We start from the raw sequence: 24,142 nt of genomic DNA on the forward strand, positions 1-24,142 counted from the left end.
GCATTGAGGTGAAGGTCCGCCGTCTGGACGGTCTGCGGGACCAGCACGACGAGTTGGAGGACGCACTCGCCTAGATGAATGAGTCCAAGGGGTGTCGTTGCGGTCAGTAGTCGTAGGCGATCAGTGATCGCTTCACCGGCTGACCGGTCTTGTCGTTGTGCCAGATCGCCGCGGTCAGTGCCAGGATGCGTGTCAGGATCCGCACCGTCACCCCTGCCGGGCTCTTGCCGCCGTGTGTCGTTCCAGGTCGAGCTGACCTTTGAGGGTCTGGTTGATCGACTCGATCACCTGCCGGAGCGGCTTGAACAGGTGTGCCCCGGCCGGCTTGGTCTCGCCCTTGCGGGCCGGTCGCAGCAGTGTCAGGTGACGCTCCGCGATGTCGTGCTCGAAGTCGCGGCCGTAGTAGTTCTTGTCTCCGATGATCGTCTGCCCGGGGTGGGTGGCCATCACGTCCGGCGCGGTGTCGAGCATGTCGCGTAGCGTCTCGCGCTCGTCGCTCTTGGCGCCGGTGATCGCGAACAGGACCGGCAGCCCGCCCAGGGTGCACACCAGGTGCAGCCGCAGGCCCCAGAAGTACCGCGAGTGCGACGCGCAGTAGCCGTACTCGGCCCAGCCGGCCAGGTCCGAGCGCTTGGCCGTCTCCCGCGAGCAGCCGCACCCGACCGGTGAGGAGTCGACCACCCACACATCGTCGCCCCACAACGCCGTGTCGGTCGCCAGGATACGGATCACGCATGTGAGCAGGCCCGACGCGGCCCGCAGGCGCTTGTTGTAGCCGGACTGGCCGGGCAGGTAGGGGAACAGGTGCCGAAAGTCGCGGTCGGCCCGGCGCAGCCAGCGCCGCTCGGAGGTGTAGCCGAGCAGCGCGGACATCACCGCGAGAGTGAGCAACTCGGCGTCGCTGAGCGTAGGCGCGATCCCGACTGCCGGCCGGGTCGGAGCCAACCACGGCGAAGCCTTCAACTCATCGTCGATCCGGGCACAGAGTGCTGTCGCGAGGGTGTCCAGGTCTGTCTTCACACACCGACATTGGACGCCCTCGCTTCATGTCCGCAGACCATCCCTTGGATTCATTCATCTAGCTCGACGCGCATGTCCTGGTGCACCTCATAGCCGATTCCCAGCCGCTGTCATCAAGGCGATTGTGCGGGCCAGGGCGTGGGCTGGCGCGCGAACCTGCCCGAGCAAGTGCGCGACGCCGTGCAGGAACTGGTGCACCGCCTCGGACGCCACACACTGGATGCATCGATATGGCGGCAAGACGCAGGTGTACAGAAAATGGGCCTGTATTAGTATCAGCTGTTTGCCTTGTGAATGGCATGCTGCCGATCGTCGTTTCGCGCGCTATGCCCGGGCTAATCGGATCGGGCGTCGCCGGGTTCCGTGGCTCACGAGTCAGGAGGGACACAGTGCGCAAGCTCAGGGGATGGGTCGCGGCATTGGCGGCCACGGTGATGGCTGGGGGCGCGTTGAGTGCGACTCCCGCCGTGTCGAGCCAGAGCGAAGCGGCCGCACAGACCGTGCCACCCGTGATCAACGGGCCGGTCTTCAACGATCCGACGGCGCCGGCGGGGTCGTCCGCGCGGAGGGCCGTCATCGACCAGCTCATCCGGCTGTTCCAGTCCACGACACCGGACAGCGAGGTTCATCTGGCGATGCACCAGTGGATGGTCACGGAGAACACTTCGGGGGAGGATGTCCTCAGCGCGCTGACCCAGGCCAGGATCAGAGGCGCGGAGATCAAGGTCATCATCGACTCTGCGCTGGCCGAGCACGAGGAGACCTATGATCGGCTAGGAATCGCTCTCGGGAATCATGTGACCGCAGACTCCTGGGCCATGAGATGCCCGGACAATCGAGGATGCATCGCAGGAGGACCGAACGTCGATGGCGCCGGCTATCTGCACAACAAGTTCGCCCTCTTCACGAATCTGTCGGTGGACGGCACCACTTATCGCAACGCGGTCTTCCAGTCCTCGTCGAACTTGCACGACTGGTACATAAACGTCTCGTTCAACGACGCGTACACGCTGGCAACCCAGAGTGCGGGCACGCCGGAGGACCAGATCTACAACCGCTACCGGGACTACTTCCTGGATCTGCAAGAGCGGGCGGCTGGATCCCCTACGGATCACTACTACCAGTCTTACGCCGCAGGAAAGTACCGCGTCGGGTTCTACCCGCACCGGAAGCAGACAAGCGCCACCGACGACCCCGTGCGGCAGGTCCTCGACCGGATCAATGGATGCGAGTACCCCGGCCCCGACGGCAACAGATACGTCACCAGGATAGATTTCGCGCTCACGCACTGGACCAATTACCGCACCAATATCGCAGAGAAAGTGGCGGAATTGGCGCGGAGGGGATGTGTGATCACGGTCATCATCGGGGGCGAGCTCGGCACGGAGATCGAAGCCGAATTGCGGAGCGTTCCCACGATCGACCTCATCGTATGCCGCAGGGACGGGGAAAAGCCGCACACGAAGATCACGATGTTCAAGGGCCCGTACAACGGGACACCCACTTCCCGAGTCATCACCGGGAGCGCCAACTTCACCCAGATGCCCCGCAGCGATGACATCGAGCTTGAACTTGTCGGCGAGGACACGTACGCCCGGTACTGGGAGTGGTTCGGTCAGTTGTACAGCGCCTGTACTCAACTTCCGAGCGCATCGAAGTGACAGTCCCCCGCCTTCTCTTCGCAACACCTTCCACCCCAAGGGAGAGGTCTGCCACCTATGAAGAAGAGACTTTCAGCGCTATTCGCAACCGCTGCCCTGCTCACCGGATCTACTCTCACCTCGAGCGCCGAGTCCGCCAGCGCACAGGCGCCGTGTGACAGCGTCACGATCTCCAACGTCTCGGACGGAGTAGGCCACTTCGCAGGCACCTACAACCTCAAGGCAGCCCCTGCCATGGAGCACGAGAACGTGGCGAGTGGTCCCCAGCGCGCGAAGTTCTACTTCTAGTGCCACGTCTACAACCACTACGGCAACCTCTGGGTCTACGGCCGCCTGGCCGGGACGACCACGCAGGGCTGGACCTCCATGAACAACCTGAGATGGGAAGGCGGAACCCTCCTCGAGTGCCCGGCCGACACAACGCCCCCGACTGCCCCCGGGACAACGCCGTAGTTCTCCGTGGTGCGGCACGCCACCACATCCTGCAAACCCCGGGGCCCTGACCTGGTCTCTCCGGCTTCGGAAACACTTCTGAAAACCACGCCGATCATCAAGCGGCAGGCTCCACGGCTGGCCCCTTGCACACCGGATCCGCACCCTCACGCCACAGCGCGGTGATCAGCTTGCCGAAATGGCGCGGGCTCGGCCCGGTGAACGGGGCTATCCAGGACGGCTCCGGCGCCGTGATCACACCAGCCACGGCAAGATCACCTCACCCGTGACCAGCACCTACGGGACACCCTTGAGGAACCGCGTCCTGCACGGACCACGGACACACGTTGCGAAGAGCGGACCCCGCCGTACGGCAATCGTTCAGAGCCGGTGCACTCAGCCGGCCTTCGACTCGATCAGCCGCAGCAGCTTGATGCCCAGATGCAGGGCGAGCCGGTCCAGTCCGTCGCTCAGATCCATTCCGCACAAGGAGGCAGCCTTCTCCAGGCGGTAGTAGACGGTGCCCCGGTGCACGTGCAGACGCGCGGCGGTGGTCTGGTTGTCACAGCCCGAGTCGAGATAGGTCTCGAGGGTGTCGATCAGACTCGCCTGGGAAGACTGGGCCTCCGCCAGCAGGGCCACCCGCGGGTCCATCAGATCCCGCAGGAGATGGTCCGGGGTACCGATCAAGACGCGCAGCGCGCCGAGCCGGTCCCACGAGCACACCGGCCCTGTCTCCGGCCAGACCGTCGCGGCCCGCGCGGCCAACCGAGCATGTTCGTACGACAGATGGGCGTCATGCAGATCGGACTGCGGGTCACCGATGCCGATGACGAACTCGGGGAGATCGTCGCCACCAGTGAGCAGGTGATCGACGATGCGTTCCTTGTGCCCGGACTCCGCGGTCGGCGGGACCGCCGCCAGGATCACAGCTCCCTCCGCGTCGAGACAGCGCAGGGCCCTCCGAGACAGACCGCCATGATCACGCCACAGCCAGTGCTCCAGAGCGTCCGTGCCGGCCCCGCCGCCCACAGGCCGCAGGAATACGACGGCGACCGGCCAGCCGACAGGAAACCGGCCCTGCTCACTCAGACGATCGACCGCCTTGCCGCGCACGGCCGCCGAACCCCGTACAAGATCGACGAGCAGGTCGGCGTCGCTGCGCCGGGCTTGCTGATGCAGGTACAGGACCCGCCCCACCTCAGCTGCGGCTTCCACGACCGCAGTCATGCGGGTTTCGTCCAGCTCTTGGTGGACGTCGAGGAGGCAGATGTACCCGCAGGTCGTGGATGCCCAGCGAGCGGGGACCACGACCCGGCTGGCCAGCTCGCGTTCCGGGTCCGCCGGGATGCGGACCGGGGCGGTGGCCGTGGGGATGCTGTAGCGGCCGAACCACTCGCGTACCCACTCGGGGGTCGACCGAAGAAGCAGCGCCTGTCGACGCACCGAATCGATCTCCGCATCGTCGTGGGGGCCGAAGACGAGGGAGTTCAGCCGGGTGTCGGTGAGTGATGTGGGCACACCGACCTCGGCAGAGATGCCGTTGATGACGTCCTGCAGCTCCTGTAGCACGGCGGCCTCCCACAACGTTCCGAGAGCGAGAGAACGGCGTCTGTTCCTCCCACCGCTGGGAACATACTGTCAGACAGACTGACACCACGAGGGTGCTCCATTGCGCACGACCGCATGGATGCCCCGGCTCCGAGGGGCAGGGCACCACTCGTGCACTGGTCGTGTCAGACGGCCGACCCAGCCGTTGTCGATGGGGAGCACGGCGCCGTTGATGTTGGTCAGTACCGATCAAACCACCTTCAACGCACTCTCCCTGGCCACTCCCGGCGCCCCTCCCCGTCCAAGGGAGCCGGGGCCGCCGAGGTCCCGCCGTCCCTGAGGAACGTCCTTGACGAAGACCGCGGCGATCAGTGAGCTTCCCAGCCCGCGACACCTTGCTGCTGTCCCTGGTGACCGAGGACAACGAGGCGGGGACCGCCCTGCTGGCCACACTCAAGCGCAACCCTGGCGCGGTGGGTCTGAACTCCCTGCTCACGGAGATCACCAAGCTCAACGACGTGCGCAAGCTCGGGCTGCCCGACGGACTGCTTGCGGTGCTCGGAGAAACTGGTGGCTGCCTGGCGGGCGCGGGCGATCAGGATGTACTCCTCGGACTTCCGCGACACGAGCGAGGATGTACGGATCACCCTGCTCGCCGCGCTGTGCTCGTCTCGTCAGGCGGAGATCACCGACGCACTGGTCGCCCCTGGTCCACAAGATCAACGCCCGCGCCGAGCGACGGATGAAGAAGCATCTCACCGCCGAGTTGAAGAAGGTCCGCGGCAAGGGGGGCATCCTCTGGCGGGTGCGCAGCTGGCCCGCCTCGGCGAGCAGGCGACCGGGACGGTCGCGCTGTGACCGCGGCGGTATCAACGGCCGCTTCCGAGACGGCCACGGCCCTTCCTGACCCTGACCTTGCCCCATTGACCTGGCCCGATACGCCCGTCGACCCGAACTCACCGAACGCGAGCGCGCAGCACTGACCAGTATGGGCTGAGAAGTCCGCCGACGCCGCGACAATGCCGCGGACCGGGTCGGTGGCGGCCAGGACAGTCCGTCGCGGCCGCACGAGAACCCAGGAAGGGGAGCGCTTGACAGTAATTAATCCGATATCGTAAGATCCGAAATCATGAAGTCCGAATTCGAACCATCGAGCCGGTCTGCACTGCTGAGCCTGCAGCGCGCGACTCACGCCACCTTGCACTTGATCGCCACCGAACTCGTCGACCTCGACCTGACCACTTCCGAGATCAACGCCCTGGCCAACCTCGCCGACGGCCAGGGGCGCACCGTTTCCCAGCTGGGGGCCGCGGTCGGTACCCGCCCCACCACGCTGACCAGCGTGCTGGACCGGCTGGAGCGCCGTGGCCACATCACTCGCGGCACGCGCGCCGGCGACCGCCGGTCCGTGCTCATCGAACTCACCGATTCCGGGCACGCGGCGGCCGCCGTCATCACCCATACCCTGGCCACCCTGGAGAACCACGCACTCGACGGCCTGCCCGCCGAGGCAATCGCTGGCTTCTATGCGGTTCTGGACGCACTGGCCAAGGAAGGGTCATGACCGCACACGACCACGGCCCGCACTCGGGCCACAGGGCGCATCTGCACGCCGGTCAGGGTGCTGATGAGAAGGGCTCGCCGTTCTCCGAGCTGATGGGGGAGGTGATGGCGACAGCCGAGCGGTTCGGTCACCGCCAGCATCTCCAGCTGACCTGGTTGGCCGTCCGGCGTTACGGCACCAGCGCGGCAGTCGACGTGGTCAGTGACGGCATCCAGAGCACCACCCGTTACGCAGGCGCCCCGCAGAAGTACAACGCCACCGTCAGCCGGGCCTGGGTTGAACTCGTGGGCTACCACGCAGACCAGTCCGACGCCCCCGACTTCGACGCCTTCACCGATCAGTACCCCGCGCTGCTCGACAAAAGACTCCTCAATCGCTTCTACCACTCCGCCACTCTGGCCAGCCCTCAGGCCCGCACCGGCTGGATTGAACCCGATGTTGCCGGGTTCCCCTGGTACGCCGACCCCACTGCCCAGCCGGGCGGCACCGGCGACACCCCCGACAGCCCCGCACACAGCTGAGGACCCTCAGGTGTCACCGCACAAGCGACAGCATTACTCCCGCGTGGTTCTGCACGGGGTCACCGGACTGGCGGCCCTTGGCGTCAGCGCGCACGCCGCGATAGTCCTCCCAACACCTTTGCCCGCGGGTTCGCTATTGTGGAGATAGTCGTCGCTTGCCTGTTTCTGCTCCCGGCCACCGTGCGGATCGGCGGAAGCATCCTGCTTGCCCAGATCGGTTTCCTCTATCTGCTGCACGGCCTGCAGGGGGGTGGCCCGGACCGTGGCTCCTCGTGGAAGGCTCAGCCATCGCGCTGATCCTGGCGCATCGCACCCCCGGCCGGCGCGCCACGGATCCGCGCAGCGATCCGGTGCACCGCTGGTGCAACCAGTTGAGCGGCTAAGCTCCATCACGGGTCCCGTATACGGCGAGCAGAGTTCCCGCCGCCATACTGCTCCGCAGTGAACCACTTTGGGTATGCCTGGCAACGTCGACGAGGACATCGTGCCGCTGGTCGGTACCCATCGGCCCGACCGCCTCGCGGGCGCTGGGCGCCCTGGACGTCAGCGATCTGGCGGCGATCGAGTGGGCCGTCTCCGCCGACGCCACCGCCGCGGGCGAGCAGGCACCGACTCCGACGGCCGGCGGCGACTGGCGCTGGTTCCTTCCCGGGACACCGGCCCCGAGCGCATCCACGAAGCGATCGCTCGGGGTCACCCATCCAAAGCGGCCTGCCGCACGGCTGTTGGCCGCCGCGCGGTCCGCAGGACTGCGTACATGCCCGGCTCGGGTCAGCGCAGTGTCACGCCCCGAGATACGCCTCCACGACCTGCGGGTCGGCCCGTAGTTGATCGGCTGCTCCAGCCACCTTCACCCGGCCCGAGTCGATGACGTAGCCGCGGTGGGCGATCTTGAGGGCGGCCCGTGCGTTCTGTTCGATGAGCAGCACAGATGTTCCCGCCTGGTTTATCGAGACGATGGCGTCCATGACCTGGGCCACGACCAGGGGGGCCAGCCCCATGGACGGTTCATCCAGCATGATCAGCCGTGGTCCCCCGACCATGGCCCGGCCGATGGCCAGCATCTGCTGCTCGCCGCCGGACAGGGTGCCGCCCTGCTGGTTGCGGCGCTCGGCCATGCGCGGGAACAACTCGTAGACCCGATTGATCCGTTTGTCGATCGTCGCGCCGTCCTTCACGGTGTAGCCGCCGAGTTGGAGGTTCTCGTGCACCGTCAGCCGGGAGAAGATCCGCCGGCCCTCCGGCACGTGCACGATCCCGCGTTGGACGATCGACCAGGGCGTCGCCACCGTGATGTCGTCTCCGTACGCCGTGATCGAACCGGCCCGGCGCCGCACCACGCCGGAGATGGTGGAGACCGTCGTTGACTTGCCGGCGCCGTTGTTGCCGAGCAGCGCGACGATCTCGTTCTCGCCGACGGTGAGATCGAGGCCCCTGAGGGCTTCCACCTTGCCGTAGACGACTTCCAGGCCCTTGATGTCGAGGACCGTGCTCACCGCTGCACCTCCGTGGTCGGGCCACCGGGGTTCGCCTCGGCCGCGATGCGTTCCACCTCCATATGTGCCTCCCCGTCGTCGGCCCCGAGGTACGCCTCGATCACGGCCGGGTTGGACCGGATCTCGGCCGGTGTGCCGTCGGCGATCTCCTTGCCGTGGCTAAGCACGACGATCCGCTCGGACACCTCCATCACCAGGCCCATGTCGTGCTCGATCAGGACCACGGCGGTCCCCAGGCCGGCGATACGCCGCATGAGGTCGAGCAGTTGAGCCTTCTCCCCGTGGTTGAGACCGGCCGCCGGCTCGTCCAGCAGGAGCAGCTTCGGCTCCCGGGCCAGGGCGCGGGCGATCTCGACCCGCCGCTGCTCGCCGTAGGGGAGGTTGCGGATCTGGGCGGCGCGGTCATACTCCATGCCCACGAAGTTGAGCCACCGGTTCGCCTCGTCGGTGGCGGCATCCTCGGAACGCCGGTAACGAGGGGTGTGAAGCATCGCGTCGAAGGCGTTCTGCTTGATCCGTACGTGCATCCCGGCGCGTACGTTGTCGAGCACGGTCAGATCCCCGAACAGCCGCAGGTTCTGGAAGGTCCGCGCGATCCCGCTCGCGGCGACAGCAGCCGTTCGTTTCCCGGTGATGTCCGTGCCCGCGAACGTCACCGAGCCCGCGGAGGGCCGGTAGAAGCCAGTGATGCAGTTGAACGCGCTCGTCTTGCCAGCGCCGTTGGGGCCGATGACCGAGAGCACCTCACCTTCGTGGACGGCGAAGGTCAGGCCGTCGACGGCGCGGACGCCGCCGAACTGCACCGCGATGTCCCGGACGTCGAGTAGCACTTGGCTCACGATGCACCTTCCTGGGTGGTGGTCGGCCCTCGCCGTTCGCACCGCTTCGGTTCACCGGTGCGAGCGGGCAGCAGTCCCTGCGGACGGAAGATCATGACGACGATCAGCAGCAGGCCGAAGATGAGGTAGCGCCAGTTCTCCGCGCCGCGCAGCAGTTCCGGCAGGAGGGAGATGATCAGGGCGCCGAGGACGACACCGGGCGTGGAGCCCATACCGCCGAGGACGACGGCCATGAGGATAAGCGCCGACCACAGGAAGTTGAAGCTAGGCGGGGAGATCGCCGTCTGCTGGGCGGCGAAGAGCACGCCCGCGATGCCTCCGAAGACCGCACCGGCGATGTATGCCGCGAACTTGACCTTGTAGGTGTGGATACCCATGGCCTCGGCGGCGTCCTCGTCCTCGCGGACGAAGCGCCACGCCCGGCCGAGCCTGCCGCGCCCGAGTCGGCTGGAGAAGAGAACGGCCGCACAGACCACGACGGCGGACACCCAGTACACCACGATGTCCGAGCGCAGCCCGAAGTCGCCGAAGCCGGGAATGCCGTACAGGCCGTTCGGTCCGCCGGTGAAGTCGATGTTGTTCGCGGTGATGCGGATGATCTCCCCGAAACCGAGGGTGACGATGGCCAGGTAGTCGCTGCGCAGCCGGAGCGTGGGCCCGCCGATGAAGATGCCGCCGAGGACCGCGACTACCACTACCACGGGGATGGTCGCGATCATCGGCCAGCCGAACTTCGTCGCCAGCACGCCCGAGGTGTACGCGCCGATCGCGAAGAACGCGGCGTACCCGAGGTCGAGGAGTCCGCAGAACCCGACCACGATGTTCAGCCCGACCGCGAGCATCACGAAGATGAGGGCGCCCGTGGCGATCTGAATGAGGTACGTCGTCGAGTTGACGAACGGCAATGCCACCGTGAGGACGGCCAGGACAAGGCCGAGCCACTTGCTGCCGAGGGCGCCCGACACCACGGACGACAGCGTCGCCCGGCTCGGTTTCGGGCTCCCGACTCCCTTCCCGGCGAGTGCGACGTTCGCCGGTGCGCGTTCCTCCACGGCGCGGACGTATGCCGAGGGCTCCTCGGCGGGGTTCAGGGTCGTCTCGTCGTTCATCACACACGCTCCGTGACGCGCTCGCCGAGCAGCCCGGTCGGGCGCACGGTCAGGAACAGGATGAGGAAGCCGAAGGCGAAGACATCACGCCACTCGCTGCCGAAGAACGCGACGCCGAAGGACTCCAGCAGACCGAGCACGATCGCGCCGAGCATGGCGCCGCGCAGGTTCCCGATGCCGCCGATGACCGCCGCGGTAAACGCCTTGAGCCCGATGATGAAGCCCATCAGGAAGTCGATCTTCCCGTAGTAAGCGCCTGCCATGACGCCCGCCGCACCAGCCAGCGCGGACCCGATGAAGAAGGTCCGTGAGATGACGTTGTCGACCTTGATGCCCATCAGCAGGCACGCCTTGGGGTCCTGCGCGATCGCCCGCATGGCCCGGCCAGAGCGGGTCTTGCGGACCAGGGTGTCGAGAGCCACCATCAGCGCGACCGCGATCACCATCATCGCCAGCTGCGCGTCGCTGAGCCGTGCACCCGCGATGTTCAGTGCGCCGTTGCCGACTTCGAGCGTGTACACCTCCGGATTTGGGCCGAACGCGACCGCAACGCCGTATTCGAGTGCGAAGCTCGCACCAATCGCGGTGATGAGGACGGACAGACGTGGTGCGTTGCGCAGCGGACGGTAGGCCACCCGCTCCAGGACGATACCGAGGGAACCGGTCGCGACCATCGCGATGAGCATGACTACGACGAGCGCGGCGATCCCGCTGCCCAGCGCACCGGCGGCAACGCTGAGCACGGTGAAGCCGGCGAAGGCGCCGAGCATGTAGATGTCGCCGTGGGCGAAGTTGAGGAGTTTGATGATCCCGTAGACCATCGAGTAGCCGAGTGCGACAAGAGCGTAGAAGGACCCTACGAACAGGCCGTCCAGCACGAGTTGGATGAAGTGGTTCATGTGTTACACGGCCTCAGGTCACTTGTTGAGCGTGAAGCCGTTGCCCTTGACGACGAGGATGTGGAAACCACCCTCGATGAGCGTGTGCTCGGACGTGAATTTCAGCGAGCCGGAGAAGATCTCGAAGTCGTCGATCGCTTCCAGCGCCTTGATCACCGCCTGGCCGTCGGTCGAACCGGACTCTCTGACCGCTTCGGCCGCGACCCGCACCGCGTCGTACGCCTGAGTCGAGTACGGGCCGGGCGCGGAGCCGAACTTGGCCTTGTACTTCTTGGCCCAGGCAGCGCCACCTGGAACGGTCTGAGGCGTCTGCGTCATCGTCGCGAACACACCCTGCGCGTTCCTCTGGCCGGCGATCTCGATCAGCTTGGGGTCGACCGAGCCGTCGGCGACCATGAACTTGCCCTGGTAGCCCGCCGCCTTCAGCTGCTTAATGATCAGGCCGCCCTCCTGGTAATACCCCGTCCAATAGACGAAGTCCGCCTTCGCCCTGATGACCGCGTTGACCGCTCCGGAGTAGTCCGACTCGCCCGCGGTGACCGACTGATGGCCAGCCACCTTGACGCCCAGCGACTTCAGATCCTGCTCGGTCCGCTTGGCGATGTCGGTCGAGTACGACGTGTTGTCGTCCAGGAGCGCGACACCGGTGGCGCCCTGATCCTTGAGGAACTGCGACGCGGCCTGTGCCTGCTGGATGCCGGTGCCGTTGATCAGGAACACGTTGGGCAGCTTCTGGGCGACCAGGTCCGTGGAGTTCGCGACCGGGATGATCACCGGGATGTTCGCCTTGTTGAAGATGCTCAGCGTGGGCAGGGTCGCCGAGGAGCAGTAGCCGCCGACGGAGATGTCGATCCCGGCGCTGACCAGCTTCGCGGCGCCGGCAGCGGCCGTTTTCGGGTCGCACGCCTCGTCCTCGACAGTGAGTTCGAGCTTGCGGCCGTCCACCCCGCCCTTGGCGTTGATCTCGTCGACGGAGAGCTGAGCGCCGTGCCGCATGTTCGGGCCGATGGCAGCGGAGCTGCCGCTCAGCGGGGTGAGCATGCCGAGCTTGATGGTGCCCTTGGTCCCGGAGTCGCTGTCAGTGGAGCCTCCGGATGTGAGGTTGCCGCCACATGCGGTCAGGCTCAATCCGAGCACGACAACGGTCGTTGCCACAGCGCCGCGGCGAACGCCACGTGCCGACGAGGCGACCGTGGTCGCTGTTCTCTCGGTTCTAGGCTCAAGGGTGTTCGGGGTACTCATGTTTCTGCCGCTCCAGGGGACGGGGACTCCGGGCCAGGAATCGTCGAGTGCCGGTGGCTGGGCCTCTCGACAGAGGCGGGTGGGATACCCGTGACCACATGGAGTCCGGGACGCACATGCGAGGTGACGGTCCGCCCGTCACACACGCCTCGAACATGAACGTGTGAGTTCGGGTTCAGGCGAACGCGCTTGGCGGCGCACAGCCCTTGACCCGTGAGGTTGCCGTTCGGTCGACGTTCACTCGGCCGGCGGCGGCGGCTTCGCGAGGTGCCGCTGGTACGGAGGACCGTAGAGCGCTGGCGCGACGGCGAACCATGTGCACGTGTTGAAAGCCGGCGCCGACTTTTCTGGACGACTGCCGAAAGACGCGCGCCGCGGAATCGTAAACGATCCGACTGTTGGCAACGCCGGTCGGCTCGTGGTCACGGCCCCCCGGCTCCTCCCGTCCGAGAACTCCCGAGAACCGGAGAAAGATCAATGAGCGAGAAGCGTTGGGTCACCTTCGACTGTTTCGGCACCCTCGTGGACTGGCGTCACGGCATCGCCACCGGCATCGACATGGTCGCGCCCGGTAGGGGCTGGGAGCTGCTGGACGTCTACAACCGTCATGAGCCGGCGGTGCAGACGGAGCACCCCGGCATGCGCTACAGCGAGGTCCTCGCGGAGGCGCTGCAGCGGACGGCGGACGAAGTGGGGATCGAGCTGGTGGAGGACGACGCCCGCGTGCTGACGACCGGCATCCCGTTCTGGCCGGTCTTCCCCGAGACCCGCCAGGCCCTGCGCGAGCTCCAGGAGGCCGGCTGGAACCTCGCCCTGCTCACTAACTGCGACCGCGTCATCATCGGCGAGACCCAGCGCCGCCTGCAGATCCAGTTCGACGCGATCGTCACCGCCGAGGACTCCGGCGCCTACAAACCGACCCACAACCACTTCCAGCACTTCGAGCAGTCCCTCGGAGTCACCCGTGACCGCTGGGTGCATGTGGCGCAGAGCTACTTCCACGACATGGTGCCGGCCAGCCAGCTCGACATCTCCCGGGTGTGGATCAACCGTCTCGACGAGAAGAACGACCCGTCGATCGCGCACGCCGTCCGTCGCGACCTGACCGATCTGACGGCCACCGTCAACGAGGTCCACCAGTATGTCAACGGCTGACCCTCGCGCTCGATCCATGCCGGGCGCCGTCCACGTGCCCCCGGGGCCCGGCACGCCCTCAGCCCGCCCCGCACGCCGTGTACAAGGAGTCCGCCTTGACCAGCTTGTCCCCGCACCTGCGCCAAGCCACCCCCGTCACTGCCGAGCGCGGCGAGGGCGTCTACCTCTACGGCGCCGACGGCCGCCGCTATCTGGACTTCACCGCTGGCATCGGCGTCACCAGCACGGGTCACTGCCACCCGCGTGTGGTCGCCGCCGCGCAGGAGCAGGTCGGCAAGCTCATCCACGGCCAGTACACCACCGTAATGCACAGGCCACTTCGGCAACTGGTCGAGCGGCTCGGGGACGTGCTGCCCGCCGGCCTGGACAGCCTGTTCTTCTCCAACTCCGGCAGTGAGGCCGTCGAGGCGGCGCTGCGGCTGGCCCGGCAGGCCACCGGCCGTCCCAACATCGTCGTCTTCCACGGAGGCTTCCACGGACGTACCGTCGCCGCCGCGTCGATGACGACATCCGGCACGAAGTTCCGCACAGGGTTCTCGCCGCTGATGTCGGGTGTCGCCATCGCCCCGTTCCCGACGGCCTTCCGCTACGGCTGGGACCAGGAGACTGCGACCCGCTTCGCGCTCAGCGAGCTCGACTACCTGCTCCAGACCGTCACCGCTCCGCAGGAGACGGCGGCCTTCACCGTCGAGCCCGTCCTCGGCGAGGGCGGCTACATCCAGGCCGACCCCGCCTTCCTGCGCGGGCTGCGCCAGCGCGCCGATCGGCACGGCATCGTGCTGGTGATGGACGAGATCCAGACCGGCTTCGGCCGCACCGGCCGCTTCTGGGGCCACGACCACGCCGAGGATGTCCGCCCGGACGTCATCACCATCGCCAAGGGGCTGGCCAGCGGCTTCCCGCTGTCCGGCATCGCCTCCTCCCAGGAGCTGATGAGCAAGGTCCTCCCCGGCTCGCAGGGCGGCACCTATGGCGGCAACGCCGTCGCGTGCGCGGCCGCGGTCGCCACCCTCGACGTGATCCGCGACGAAAAGCTGGTGGAGAACGCTGACGCCATGGGACAGCGGCTGCGCGCCGGCCTGGAGGAGGTCGCCGCCGACACTCCGGGGATCGCCGACGTCCGCGGTCTGGGCCTGATGCTCGCCAACGAGTTCGTCACCGCCGACGGCTCTCCCGACCCGGTTACCGCCGCGCGGGTGCAGCAGGCCGCCGCCGAGGAGGGGCTGCTGCTGTTGATGTGCGGTCCCTGGAACAACGTCGTGCGGATGATCCCGGCGCTGGTCATCGACGAGACGGCTGTCGACGAGGGCCTCGCCGCCTGGCGGGCCGCCGTGGAAACGGGCACGGCAGGCTCCTCGTGATCGCCGTGGAAGAGCTGGTGACGGCGCTGCGCCGGGAGGTGCCGTCCCTGCGGATCGACACCACCGGCGGGCGGCGCGCGCAGTACGCCTACGACGCGTCCAACTACCGAGTGCCGCCGCTGGCCGTGGCGTTCCCCGTCGACGCCGACGAGGTCTACGGCGCGCACCAGGTCTGCCACCGACTCGGCGTACCCGTCACCACCCGCGGTGCGGGCACCAGCATGGCTGGGAACGCCGTCGGCACCGGCCTAGTCCTGGACCTGTCGCGTCACATGCACCGCGTCCTCGACATCGACGCCTCCGCGCAGACCGCGCGCGTCGAGGCCGGCATCGTCCTGGACGACCTCCAGAACGCCGCCGGCGCCTACGGGTTGGTCTTCGGCCCGGACCCGTCCTCGCACAGCCGCTGCACCATTGGCGGCATGATCGCCAACGATGCGTGCGGCAACCACTCCGTGCGCTACGGCCGTACCGGGGAGCACCTTCTCACCCTGGACTTGGTTCTGGCCGACGGCACCCGTGTGGTCGCCGACCGCGACGGCCTCCACGCCGTGGACGAGGCGGGCCGGGAGCGAGTGGCCGAGCTCACCTCCGCCCTGCGCGGCATCGTCGACACCAACCTTGCAGCGATCCGCCTGAACCTCGGCCGTATCACGCGCCAGGTCTCCGGCTACCAGCTCCAGCACCTGCTGCCCGAGAACGGCTTCGACGTCGTACGGGTCCTCGCCGGCACCGAGGGGACCTGCGCCACGGTGGTCTCCGCCACCGTACGGCTGATGCCGAAACCGCCGACCGCGCTGCTCATCGCACTCGGTTACGACGATGTCGTCGATGCGGCCGAGGATGTCCCGCTGATCCTGAAGTTCTCCCCGGCCGCCGTCGAGGGCCTGGACGAGGCGATCGTGGCCACCATGCGCCACCGCCGGGGTGCATCCTCGGTGACCAGACTGCCTGAGGGCCGGGCATGGCTGTACGTCGACCTCGACGGGGACGACCCCCGGCAGGTCACCGCCGAGGCCGAACGACTCCTGGACGAGTTGAAGACCGCGGGCCGGATGGTTTCCGGCCGGCTGATCACCGACCGGGCCGAACGCGCCTCGCTGTGGCGGGTACGTGAGGACGGCGCGGGCCTGGCCGCCCGGCTGACCGATGGCAGGGCGTCCTGGCCCGGCTGGGAGGACGCAGCCGTCGCCCCCGGCCAACTGGCCGCCTATCTACGCGACTTCCGCGCCCTGATGGCCGAGCACCGGCTCACCGGCGTGCTGTACGGCCACTTCGGCGCCGGCTGCGCCCACGCTCGGCTCGACTTCCGTCCCGACACCGACGAGGGCCGCGCCGTCATGCGTGCCTTCCTCACCGACGCTGCCCGACTCGTCGTACGGCACGGAGGAACTCTCTCCGGCGAGCACGGCGACGGCCGGGCCCGCAGTGAGCTGCTGTCCGTGATGTACGACCGGCCGATGCTGGACGCCTTCGCGGCCTTCAAGCACGCCTGGGACCCCGAGGGCCTGCTCAACCCGGGCATCCTTGTCGACCCCCGCCCGCTGGACGCGGACCTCGCCCTGGGCACGGGCCGGACCACCGCACTCTCGACGGTGTTCGCCTTCCTGGAAGACCCGGACGGCATCACCGCCGCCGCCAACCGCTGTGTGGGCGTGGGCCGTTGCCGCAGCCACACCGGCGGCGTGATGTGCCCCAGCTACCGGGCCACCGGCGACGAACAGCACTCCACCCGAGGCCGGGCGCGGACGCTGCAGGAGATGCTGCGCGGAGCGCTGCCCGGCGGCTGGCGCTCCCGGGAGACCCGTGAGGCGCTCGACCTGTGCCTGTCGTGCAAGGCGTGCTCCAGCGACTGCCCGGTCGGCGTCGACATGGCGACGTACAAGTCGGAGTTCCTGCACCACCACTACAAGTGGCGCCCGCGCCCTCTGTCGCACTACTCGCTTGGCTGGCTCCCGCTGTGGACGGCGCTCGCCGGACGCATGCCGAGGCTGGTCAACGCGGTGATGGGCAGCCGCTTCGGGCCGTGGATCGCCCGCCTGGGCGGAGTGACGCCGAAACGGAGCCTGCCCGCGTTCCACGGGCGGCGCGCATGGCGGCGCGGTGTGGCGGAGACGGCGCAGGCACCTGCGGCGGTCCTTGTGGTGGACTCGTTCACGCGGGCCTTCCGTCCCGAACTGGCCGGAGCCGCCTCCCGCGTTCTCGCCGACGCCGGGCTGCCCACCCAGGCGCGAGGGGACGTCTGCTGCGGCCTAACCTGGATCACCACCGGTCAAATCGGCATCGCGCGGCGCATGTTGGCCCGTACGGCCGCCACCCTTGACGCGACCGAGGGACCGATCGTGGTCACGGAACCCAGTTGCGCCGCCGCCCTCGCCAAGGATCTGCCGGAGCTGGTGGACAGCGACGCGGCACGCCGGGTCGCTGTCCGGGTACAGACCTTCACCGGAGCGCTGGCCGAGCGCGTCGCCGCAGGGTGGAAACCCCGGCAGGTACCCGACGAGGTGGTGCTTCAGACCCACTGCCACCAGTACGCCGTCTTCGGCGCCGGACAGCAGCGCGACCTGTTGCGTGACCTGGGCGTCGAGAAGGTCACTGAGGCCACCGGCTGCTGCGGTGCGGCCGGCAACTTCGGCTTCGAGAACGAGCACTATGACGTCTCGGTCGCCGTCGCTGACCAGGCGCTGCGCCCCCGGCTGGAAGCCGCCGCGCTTGAGACGCCGGTCCTGGCCGACGGGTTCAGCTGCCAGATGCAGATCGAGCACCTCGTTGGTGACGACCGCCCCGGCGCCACCCACCTGGCACAACTGCTGGACGACCCCCAATCCCCTTCGCTTTCCTGAGCTTTGGAGACACGTCATGGCCAACACCAAGGACACCAAGACGGACGTCATCGCGGAGGTGCCCAGGCAGCTGTTCATCGCGGGCCAGTGGGTCCCGGCAGCAGACGGCTGGACCTTCGCCGTGGAGAACCCCGCCACCGGGACACAGCTATGTGAGGTCGCCGACGGCCGTGCGGCCGACAGCGCCCGCGCGGTCGAGGCCGCGGTCGCCGTCCAGGAGTGCTGGGCGCGGACCGCGCCGCGGGTGCGCAGCGACATCCTGCGCCGTGCCTACGAGCTGATCCTGGAGCGCACCGACGAGCTGGCGATGCTGATGACCCTGGAGATGGGCAAGCCGCTCGCCGAGGCGCGCGGTGAGGTGGCGTACGCCGCCGAGTTCTTCCGCTGGTTCTCCGAGGAAGCCGTCCGCATCGACGGAGGCATGACGACTACGCCTGACGGCCGCCACCGCATCATGGTCATGCGGCAGCCTGTCGGCCCCTGCATGCTGATCACCCCGTGGAACTTTCCCCTGGCGATGGGCACCCGCAAGATCGGCCCCGCGGTGGCCGCCGGCTGCACGATGATCCTCAAGCCCGCTCCCCAGACCCCCCTGTCCAGTCTCGCGCTGGCCCGCATCCTCCAGGAGGCCGGGCTGCCCGACGGCGTCCTCAACGTCGTCACCACCACCCGGGCCGCGGAGGTCGTCGAACCGGCACTGCGCGGCGGCAGCATCCGCAAGCTGTCCTTTACCGGCTCCACCGCCGTTGGCCGGCTGCTGATCGCCCAGTGCGCGGAGACGGTCATCCGGACGTCCATGGAGCTGGGCGGCAACGCCCCCTTCATCGTCTTCGCGGACGCCGACCTCGATGTCGCTGTCGAAGGCGCGATGATGGCGAAGATGCGCAACATGGGCGAGGCGTGCACGGCGGCCAACCGGCTGTTCGTCCACCGCTCCGTCGCCGACGAGTTCGCCGAGCGCCTCGCCTCGCGCATGGCCGCCCTCACCGTCGGTCCTGGCACCCGCGACGGTGTCCAGGTCGGTCCCCTCATCGACGCCGCCAGTAAGCAGAAGGCGAAGTCCCTTGTCGAGGACGCGGTGGCCAAGGGCGCCAAGGTCGTCGCCGCCGGCGTCGCCCCGCAGGACGCCGGTCACTTCTACCCACCGACCGTCCTGGCCCAGGTCAGCCCGGACAGCGACATGCTGACCACGGAGATCTTCGGCCCCGTCGCCCCGGTCATCGCCTTCGACGACGAGGACGAGGCCGTACGCCTGGCCAACGACACCGACTGGGGACTCGTCGGCTACCTCTTCACCCAGGACCTCGACCGCGCCCTGGACGTCGGCGAACGCCTGGAGGTCGGCATGGTCGGCCTCAACACCGGCCTAGTCTCCAACCCAGCCGCCCCCTTCGGCGGGGTCAAGCAGTCCGGCCTGGGCCGGGAAGGCGGACGGGTCGGCATCGAGGAGTTCCTGGAGTACAAGTACATCGCTGCACCCGTGCGAGACCGCTCGGCGTCATGAATACGGCAAAGGTGTCGCAGCCAGGGCTCGACGAGCTCACCCCCGTCAACCCGCGGAGCACTCCGGCGCTCGTCGCGGACCGGCTGCGGGAACAGATCGTCTCCGGCGCGTTCGTGCCGGGCAGCAGAATGACCGAGTCGCAGCTCGGGGCCCGTCTGGGAGTCAGCCGCGGCCAGGAGGACTTTCATCCTGGTGTTGCAGCCGTCGCGGTCGGCGTCGATCCAGTGGCGGAACAGGTCCCGTCGTAGCCCTCCCGGGATTCGTCGGCGACGGGCAGTTGCTCGGTCGCGGTACGCACCGGGAGCGTCACCCGCGCCGGGGCCGGAGCCGGGAGGGTCACCGGGTCCGTCACCCGGGCCCGCTCGGCGACCGGCGCCGCGGCGGCGGGTCCGACCGGGCCGGTCAGGATCGCCGCAAAGGGTGCGAGTACGGCCAGCAGGCCGTTACTGATCTTCTTCATGCCGGGGGGCTGCACGCCGCGACACGCTCGTGCGCCCGCCACGGCGCCAGTCCGCTCGAACGAGTCAATGCTCCCGACCGGTTGACAGGCCGGGCTTCATCCGGGACGCGCGGGGCCGTGCAGGCGCCGCACGAGGAAAGCCATCCTCGGCGTGGCAACCACGGCGAGGCACGGCAGACCCAGCGCCAACCGGGTCCGACCGACGCCCTCAGGCCGCGCGTCGCTGCAGCCGAGAGCCCTGGAGCCCGCTCGTTCCGGACCCGCCTCTCGCCGCGCGTCCGGATCCGGGCTCGTGGAGGACGGCCACGTCATCGGCATGCCCGGTGGCACGTACGGGTCCTGAGTCTTGTCAACCGCCGCGAGGCCTTCTATCGTCCCTACGACTGGGAGCGCTCCCATACCCCCCACCTGAAGGAGCACCAAGGATGAGCTCACGGAAATCACGCATACACGCTCTCGGAGTGGCAGCGCTCGTCGCCCTCGGGTCCACGGCCGCCTTTCTGACGACCGCAGAGGCGTCCCCGGCCGCTCAGGCGGAGATCTGCGAGAAGTACGGAACTACCACGATCCAGGACAAGTACGTGGTGCAGAACAATGCCTGGGGAACGGATCAGACGCAATGCATCAACACGACTGACAGCGGCTTCCAGATCACGCGAGCGGACGGCAGCACCCCCACCAACGGTGCGCCGAAGTCGTATCCGTCGGTCTTCCTCGGCTGTCACTACACCAACTGCTCGCCGGGCACCAACCTGCCGCGGCAGATCGGGGCGATCTCCAACGCGCCCAGCGACATCTCGTACACCTTCGTCGACAATGCCGTCTACAACGCCTCGTTCGACATCTGGCTGGACCCGGAGCCGCAGACGGACGGGGTGAGTCAGACCGAGATCATGATCTGGCTCAACCGCGTCGGACCGATCCAGCCCATCGGCTCGCAGACCGGCACCGCCGAGGTCGCGGGCCGCACGTGGGAGGTGTGGACCGGCAGCAACGGCTCGAATGACGTGATCTCCTTCGTCGCCCCCTCCGCGGTGAACAGCCTCAGCTTCGACCTGACGGCCTTCATCGACCATGCGATCGGGGCCGGGCTGGCCACGGACCAGTGGTATCTCACCAGCGTTCAGGCCGGCTTCGAACCCTGGGAGGGTGGCACCGGCCTCGGTGTGAACTCGTTCTCGGCCTCGGTGAACTGACAGGCGCGCCCGGAGGAGTTCCCGGTACGTCCGTCCTCGTCGAGTGGTACGCGCGCGACCGCCCGGCGGTAGCGGGCTCAGTTCAGCGTGAGGGCGGTCGGTGCGGAAAGCGCCTAAGGTATGGCGTTCGGGTGCTGACCTCCAGGCACTCGAAGGGCTCGTTCACCGCCCAGCGCCAGCAGTCCGGCGACGAGATCAAGAACGAGGACACCGACGCCAGCCAGGAAGAGAACCGCCAAACGCAGATCGAGCTGCATGAGAAGCCCTATCTCAACCGAACGTGATCCCTTGATTTCCGCTGGTCAGGCATGGTTTCACTCGGAGTGAGGGAGGCATGCGGCGTCTTCTGTCCGCTTCATGACCGAGGAGTGCGCGGTGGCTTCGGTGCTGGGAATGCTGGAGGAGCGGGAGGCGGCTGCCCGGGTGAGGGTGGAGGGGCTGCGGGAGGAGGTTCTGACGCTGCACTACAAGGACTCCGCAGCGGTCCATCCACTGCGAGAACTCGACGGCCTGACCGGCCTGACGAACCTGACCCTCGTCGGGGGCGATGTGAGCGCCTGGGTTGCCGAGGCGCAAGGAGGCCCCCCTGCTCTGAAACATCTCCAGCTCTACCACTGTGTGTTCTCGCCCGACCGGTGCGCCCTCTCAAGGTTCGGGAACCTCGAGAGGGTGATCACCGAGGGCTGCCACCGCCCGGACGGCACGCCGGTCACCCACCTGGACATCCCCGGCGTCCAGGTGGTCATCTGACAACGCCGCTCCGGACCCGGCGCCCGCGGCGCTGCGAACCCGTCCGGTCAGGTGAGGACGGCGCCGTAGGCCGTGAGGATCTCGTTGATCGGCTGGACGAAGGACGTACCGCCTGAGGTGCAGTTGCCGGAGCCGCCCGAGAGCACCCCGACGGCCAGCGCCGTCGTGCCGTCCCCGGTGAGGGTGAACACCGGAGAGCCGCTGTCACCGGGCCCGCAGCACAGGGTGGTGCGGATGAGCCCGCTGACGATCGCGTCGCCGTAGTTCACCGTGACGTTGATGCCGGTGATGCCCCCGCCGTGGCAGCCGGTGGCGCCGCCGGCCATCGAAACGCTCTGGCCGACAACCAGGTTCGCCGGGCCGGTGATGTCGATGATCGTGCCGTTGCAGTTGACCGTCCCGGGCCGGGGCACCGCGGGATTGGTGTACCGCACGATGCCGAAGTCGTTGCCCGGGTAGCTGCTCGCCGCGGTCGGGCCGACGAGCGTGGTGCGCGACGAGTTCGTGTACCAGGTGGGGAAGCCGGCGGTGCAGTGGCCCGCGGTCACGAAGTAGTCGGCGTTGCTGACCCGTACGTTGAAGCCGGCGGTACAGCGGCCGGTAGTGCTCCAGACCGGCTCGCCGCCCTGGAGATACGGCCGGAACGTACCCGCGGTCCGCTCGAAGGTGAGGGCGCCGGCCTGCGCACCCGCGCTCCTGCGCAGCTCGGCGATCTCAGCGGCCGACACGCGCTCGTCCACCGTGACCAGGACGGTGCCCGTCGCCTGGTCGACGCCCCAGGCCGTTCCGGCGATGTCGGCGGCAAGGACGGCGTCGCCCGCCGCCGCGAGTTCGCCGGTGCTGAACGTCCGCGGCTGGGCCTGCGCCGCCTGCGGGCCGGCCAGCCCCAGACCCGCCGGGAGGGCGAGCACGGCCAGGGCGGTCAGGGCGGTCACGGGCCGCCGGAAGCGCCGGGCTGTGCGTCTGAGGGGGTTGGTGCGCTCGGTGCTCACGTCTTCCTCCTACGAGGAGTCGGAACCGGGTGGGACGTACCGCATGTGACGACATGTCCCTGACAATAGGAATTCTCTCATCGCACCCCGTGTTGCCAAGGCCCTCTTCAGGCCACCGCCCCGCCCGTTGCACGGTTCCCGCCACCCGGTCCGAGAGAGCGGCCTCTCAGGCCGTGGCAGGCGTCAGGGTAATTCGCGCAACCACGGCGAGCCGGCAGCAAGCCGGCTGGTTAACCGGAAATGACATGCAAGGGTCCAATTGGTCGCTCATTCAGGAAATTCCGTGACTTCAACGCCTCGCAGAGCGTGACCGTGCTGTGTCAGAATCCGCTGACCTGTTCACCCGACAGGGCCTCGCGAACGGAAATGGGGTACCACCCTTGCTCTCCAAGCTGTCCGTGAGAACCACCCTCGCCGCTCTCGCCATCACCGGGCTGGTCGCCACCGCGCCCTCGGCGCTGGCCACCTCCCCGGACTCCGCGACACCCCGCGCGACGCCGGCGTCCGCCACGTCGCCGTCCGCCGGTGTCACCGTGAAGATGCCGGACAAGGTCGCCGACCGTCTCGGCGCCGGCCGCAAAGCGCTGATCGACGCCGTCTCCGCCGATGTCCTCTCCCGGTCCCACGACGCCAAGGGCCTCGCCCCGGCGAAGGCCGTCAGCAAACTCGCCGCCGAGGGCCGCAAGGTGGTCGTCGACGTCCGCACCGTCTCGCCCGGATGGGCCCGCGGTGTGGCGTACGTCGAAGCCTCGCGCAAGGCCCACGGCCAGCCGGAGGGCTGGCTCTACCTCGCCCACCGCGAGAACGGGCGCTGGGTCGCCGGTCTCGAGGGCGACCGCGAGTTCGCCGCCCACGTGGCGACATCACCGCTGGTCGGCAAGGCCGAGCGGAGAGCCATGACGGACTACGCGCAGCGCAGGACGACCCCGGACAAGACGGCGTCTCCGACGAGGGCCACCGCCAACACCGGCGGGCTGCTCCTGCCTTGGATGCCCGACTACTACATGACCGTGACCGGCGGCCCGCACTCCCACACCGGCGGGACCGGCTACTGGAGCAGCCTCGACTTCGCCGGCGGCAACGCCAGCGGCCGGGTCCGATCGTCCCGTGAAGGCACCGCGACCTCGATGTGCGGTGCCGGCGGCGGCTGGACCAGGGTGATCCACCCCGGCGGCTTCTCGACGGACTACTACCACATGTGGAACACCACCTACTACAACGGGACATCGATCGGGTCCAGCGCCCTGCTCGGCACCATAGGCACCGATGTCTGCGCCGGCGGTTCGGCGACCGGCGCCCACGTGCACTGGAGCCTGCGTACGTACGACGCGAACCTCGTCGGCCAGTACACCTGGCTGAACGGCCGCACCATCGGCGGCTGGACCTGGTGGAACGGCTCCAGCCAGTACACCGGCTGCGGAACCCGCCTCGGCTACTCCGGCTGCCCCGGCACAGCGATCTACAACCGCACCAGCTGACAGCCGTTCAGCAACTCACACCCTTGGGGCCCTCGCACGGCACGTGGCGGGGGCTCCGAGGGGCGCAGC

Annotated in this window: 20 protein-coding genes and 3 pseudogenes; 13 read left to right on the forward strand and 10 right to left on the reverse strand. The window is 68.2% G+C overall.

The window, feature by feature from the left end; translation table 11 throughout:
* Nucleotides 1-103: 103 nt before the first annotated feature.
* A pseudogene (locus FB457_RS31690) lies at nucleotides 104-1,020 on the reverse strand (IS982 family transposase).
* A gap of 389 nt (nucleotides 1,021-1,409) precedes the next feature.
* Between FB457_RS31690 and FB457_RS31695 the strand changes: the two are divergent.
* Nucleotides 1,410-2,681, forward strand: coding sequence for a phospholipase D-like domain-containing protein (locus FB457_RS31695; protein WP_145784081.1), 1,272 nt, complete (start codon nucleotides 1,410-1,412; stop codon nucleotides 2,679-2,681).
* 543 nt (nucleotides 2,682-3,224) lie between these two features.
* Here the strand turns inward: FB457_RS31695 and FB457_RS31700 are convergent.
* Both FB457_RS31700 and FB457_RS31705 read right to left on the reverse strand, forming a co-directional pair.
* A pseudogene (locus tag FB457_RS31700) lies at nucleotides 3,225-3,381 on the reverse strand (IS5/IS1182 family transposase); the annotation flags it as partial.
* Nucleotides 3,382-3,509: 128 nt separating this feature from the next.
* Nucleotides 3,510-4,685, reverse strand: a complete 1,176-nt coding sequence (locus tag FB457_RS31705) for a PucR family transcriptional regulator (protein ID WP_145784083.1) — start codon at nucleotides 4,683-4,685, stop codon at nucleotides 3,510-3,512.
* Between the two features lie 389 nt (nucleotides 4,686-5,074).
* Between FB457_RS31705 and FB457_RS31710 the strand changes: the two genes are divergently transcribed.
* The 3 genes from FB457_RS31710 to FB457_RS31720 all read left to right on the forward strand — a co-directional run bounded on the left by FB457_RS31710 (nucleotide 5,075) and on the right by FB457_RS31720 (nucleotide 6,749).
* Nucleotides 5,075-5,410, forward strand: a complete 336-nt coding sequence (locus tag FB457_RS31710; RefSeq protein WP_186462074.1) for a hypothetical protein — start codon at nucleotides 5,075-5,077, stop codon at nucleotides 5,408-5,410.
* Nucleotides 5,411-5,793: 383 nt separating this feature from the next.
* Nucleotides 5,794-6,228 (forward strand): MarR family winged helix-turn-helix transcriptional regulator, encoded by a 435-nt coding sequence (locus FB457_RS31715; protein WP_047019650.1) that lies wholly within the window; start codon nucleotides 5,794-5,796, stop codon nucleotides 6,226-6,228.
* Nucleotides 6,225-6,749 (forward strand): hypothetical protein, encoded by a 525-nt coding sequence (locus FB457_RS31720; protein WP_216725740.1) that lies wholly within the window; start codon nucleotides 6,225-6,227, stop codon nucleotides 6,747-6,749. Before FB457_RS31715 ends, FB457_RS31720 begins: the two co-directional genes overlap by 4 nt.
* Nucleotides 6,750-7,531: 782 nt before the next feature.
* Here the strand turns inward: FB457_RS31720 and FB457_RS31725 are convergent.
* The 5 genes from FB457_RS31725 to FB457_RS31745 are packed head-to-tail and all read right to left on the reverse strand — an operon-like array spanning nucleotide 7,532 to nucleotide 12,247.
* Nucleotides 7,532-8,245, reverse strand: a complete 714-nt coding sequence (locus FB457_RS31725) for an ABC transporter ATP-binding protein (RefSeq protein ID WP_145784085.1) — start codon at nucleotides 8,243-8,245, stop codon at nucleotides 7,532-7,534.
* A complete protein-coding gene (locus tag FB457_RS31730) occupies nucleotides 8,242-9,084 on the reverse strand; it encodes an ABC transporter ATP-binding protein (protein WP_145784087.1) in 843 nt (280 codons plus the stop codon). The genes FB457_RS31725 and FB457_RS31730 overlap by 4 nt, the downstream gene beginning before the upstream one ends.
* Complete coding sequence (locus FB457_RS31735) at nucleotides 9,081-10,193, reverse strand: branched-chain amino acid ABC transporter permease (protein ID WP_052770597.1); 1,113 nt, start codon at nucleotides 10,191-10,193, stop codon at nucleotides 9,081-9,083. Before FB457_RS31735 ends, FB457_RS31730 begins: the two co-directional genes overlap by 4 nt.
* Complete coding sequence (locus FB457_RS31740) at nucleotides 10,193-11,092, reverse strand: branched-chain amino acid ABC transporter permease (RefSeq protein ID WP_047019647.1); 900 nt, start codon at nucleotides 11,090-11,092, stop codon at nucleotides 10,193-10,195. Before FB457_RS31740 ends, FB457_RS31735 begins: the two co-directional genes overlap by 1 nt.
* A gap of 18 nt (nucleotides 11,093-11,110) precedes the next feature.
* Nucleotides 11,111-12,247, reverse strand: a complete 1,137-nt coding sequence (locus tag FB457_RS31745; RefSeq protein WP_253911564.1) for a branched-chain amino acid ABC transporter substrate-binding protein — start codon at nucleotides 12,245-12,247, stop codon at nucleotides 11,111-11,113.
* A gap of 564 nt (nucleotides 12,248-12,811) precedes the next feature.
* Here FB457_RS31745 and FB457_RS31750 point away from each other — a divergent pair.
* From FB457_RS31750 to FB457_RS31770, 5 genes are all read left to right on the forward strand, one after another.
* Nucleotides 12,812-13,489, forward strand: a complete 678-nt coding sequence (locus tag FB457_RS31750) for an HAD family hydrolase (RefSeq protein WP_047019645.1) — start codon at nucleotides 12,812-12,814, stop codon at nucleotides 13,487-13,489.
* Between the two features lie 95 nt (nucleotides 13,490-13,584).
* A complete protein-coding gene (locus FB457_RS31755) occupies nucleotides 13,585-14,850 on the forward strand; it encodes an aspartate aminotransferase family protein (RefSeq protein ID WP_047019644.1) in 1,266 nt (421 codons plus the stop codon).
* Entirely contained in the window at nucleotides 14,847-17,693 is a 2,847-nt protein-coding gene (locus FB457_RS31760; RefSeq protein ID WP_145784089.1) for an FAD-linked oxidase C-terminal domain-containing protein, read from the forward strand. Before FB457_RS31755 ends, FB457_RS31760 begins: the two co-directional genes overlap by 4 nt.
* 16 nt (nucleotides 17,694-17,709) lie before the next feature.
* Nucleotides 17,710-19,197, forward strand: coding sequence for an NAD-dependent succinate-semialdehyde dehydrogenase (locus FB457_RS31765; protein WP_253911563.1), 1,488 nt, complete (start codon nucleotides 17,710-17,712; stop codon nucleotides 19,195-19,197).
* On the forward strand, nucleotides 19,194-19,445 hold the full coding sequence (locus FB457_RS31770) for a GntR family transcriptional regulator (RefSeq protein WP_367648453.1): 252 nt from the start codon (nucleotides 19,194-19,196) through the stop codon (nucleotides 19,443-19,445). The genes FB457_RS31765 and FB457_RS31770 overlap by 4 nt, the downstream gene beginning before the upstream one ends.
* On the opposite strand, the gene FB457_RS31775 is transcribed toward FB457_RS31770, so the two are convergent.
* Nucleotides 19,382-19,657: a hypothetical protein gene (locus FB457_RS31775; RefSeq protein ID WP_186462078.1), complete on the reverse strand. Its 276-nt coding sequence runs from the start codon at nucleotides 19,655-19,657 to the stop codon at nucleotides 19,382-19,384. The two genes, FB457_RS31770 and FB457_RS31775, sit on opposite strands and share 64 nt — an antisense overlap.
* A gap of 425 nt (nucleotides 19,658-20,082) precedes the next feature.
* Here FB457_RS31775 and FB457_RS31780 point away from each other — a divergent pair.
* The 3 genes and pseudogenes from FB457_RS31780 to FB457_RS35520 form a co-directional block, all read left to right on the forward strand.
* Nucleotides 20,083-20,850 (forward strand): annotated as a pseudogene (locus FB457_RS31780) (GH12 family glycosyl hydrolase domain-containing protein); the annotation flags it as partial.
* Nucleotides 20,851-20,984: 134 nt separating this feature from the next.
* Nucleotides 20,985-21,137 carry a hypothetical protein gene (locus FB457_RS35515; protein ID WP_164492625.1) on the forward strand — a complete coding sequence of 51 codons (153 nt, stop codon included), beginning with the start codon at nucleotides 20,985-20,987 and terminating at the stop codon, nucleotides 21,135-21,137.
* A 73-nt stretch (nucleotides 21,138-21,210) separates the two neighbouring features.
* Nucleotides 21,211-21,603, forward strand: a complete 393-nt coding sequence (locus FB457_RS35520) for a hypothetical protein (RefSeq protein ID WP_164492499.1) — start codon at nucleotides 21,211-21,213, stop codon at nucleotides 21,601-21,603.
* A gap of 47 nt (nucleotides 21,604-21,650) precedes the next feature.
* On the opposite strand, the gene FB457_RS31785 is transcribed toward FB457_RS35520, so the two are convergent.
* Nucleotides 21,651-22,595: a S1 family peptidase gene (locus tag FB457_RS31785; protein ID WP_047019641.1), complete on the reverse strand. Its 945-nt coding sequence runs from the start codon at nucleotides 22,593-22,595 to the stop codon at nucleotides 21,651-21,653.
* 380 nt (nucleotides 22,596-22,975) lie between these two features.
* Between FB457_RS31785 and FB457_RS31790 the strand changes: the two genes are divergently transcribed.
* Nucleotides 22,976-24,073: a M23 family metallopeptidase gene (locus FB457_RS31790; protein WP_047019640.1), complete on the forward strand. Its 1,098-nt coding sequence runs from the start codon at nucleotides 22,976-22,978 to the stop codon at nucleotides 24,071-24,073.
* The last annotated feature ends 69 nt before the right edge of the window (nucleotides 24,074-24,142 follow it).

Source organism: Streptomyces sp. CNZ287, assembly GCF_007827615.1.

Bases quoted from the DNA above. Each gene is read 5' to 3' on its own strand.
- FB457_RS31715 (WP_047019650.1), top strand. From the start codon at position 5,794: ATGAAGTCCGAATTCGAACCATCGAGCCGGTCTGCACTGCTGAGCCTG.
- FB457_RS31720 (WP_216725740.1), top strand. From the start codon at position 6,225: ATGACCGCACACGACCACGGCCCGCACTCGGGCCACAGGGCGCATCTG.
- FB457_RS31735 (WP_052770597.1), bottom strand. From the start codon at position 10,193: ATGAACGACGAGACGACCCTGAACCCCGCCGAGGAGCCCTCGGCATAC.
- FB457_RS31740 (WP_047019647.1), bottom strand. From the start codon at position 11,092: ATGAACCACTTCATCCAACTCGTGCTGGACGGCCTGTTCGTAGGGTCC.
- FB457_RS31750 (WP_047019645.1), top strand. From the start codon at position 12,812: ATGAGCGAGAAGCGTTGGGTCACCTTCGACTGTTTCGGCACCCTCGTG.
- FB457_RS31765 (WP_253911563.1), top strand. From the start codon at position 17,710: ATGGCCAACACCAAGGACACCAAGACGGACGTCATCGCGGAGGTGCCC.
- FB457_RS31770 (WP_367648453.1), top strand. From the start codon at position 19,194: ATGAATACGGCAAAGGTGTCGCAGCCAGGGCTCGACGAGCTCACCCCC.
- FB457_RS31775 (WP_186462078.1), bottom strand. From the start codon at position 19,657: ATGAAGAAGATCAGTAACGGCCTGCTGGCCGTACTCGCACCCTTTGCG.
- FB457_RS35520 (WP_164492499.1), top strand. From the start codon at position 21,211: ATGACCGAGGAGTGCGCGGTGGCTTCGGTGCTGGGAATGCTGGAGGAG.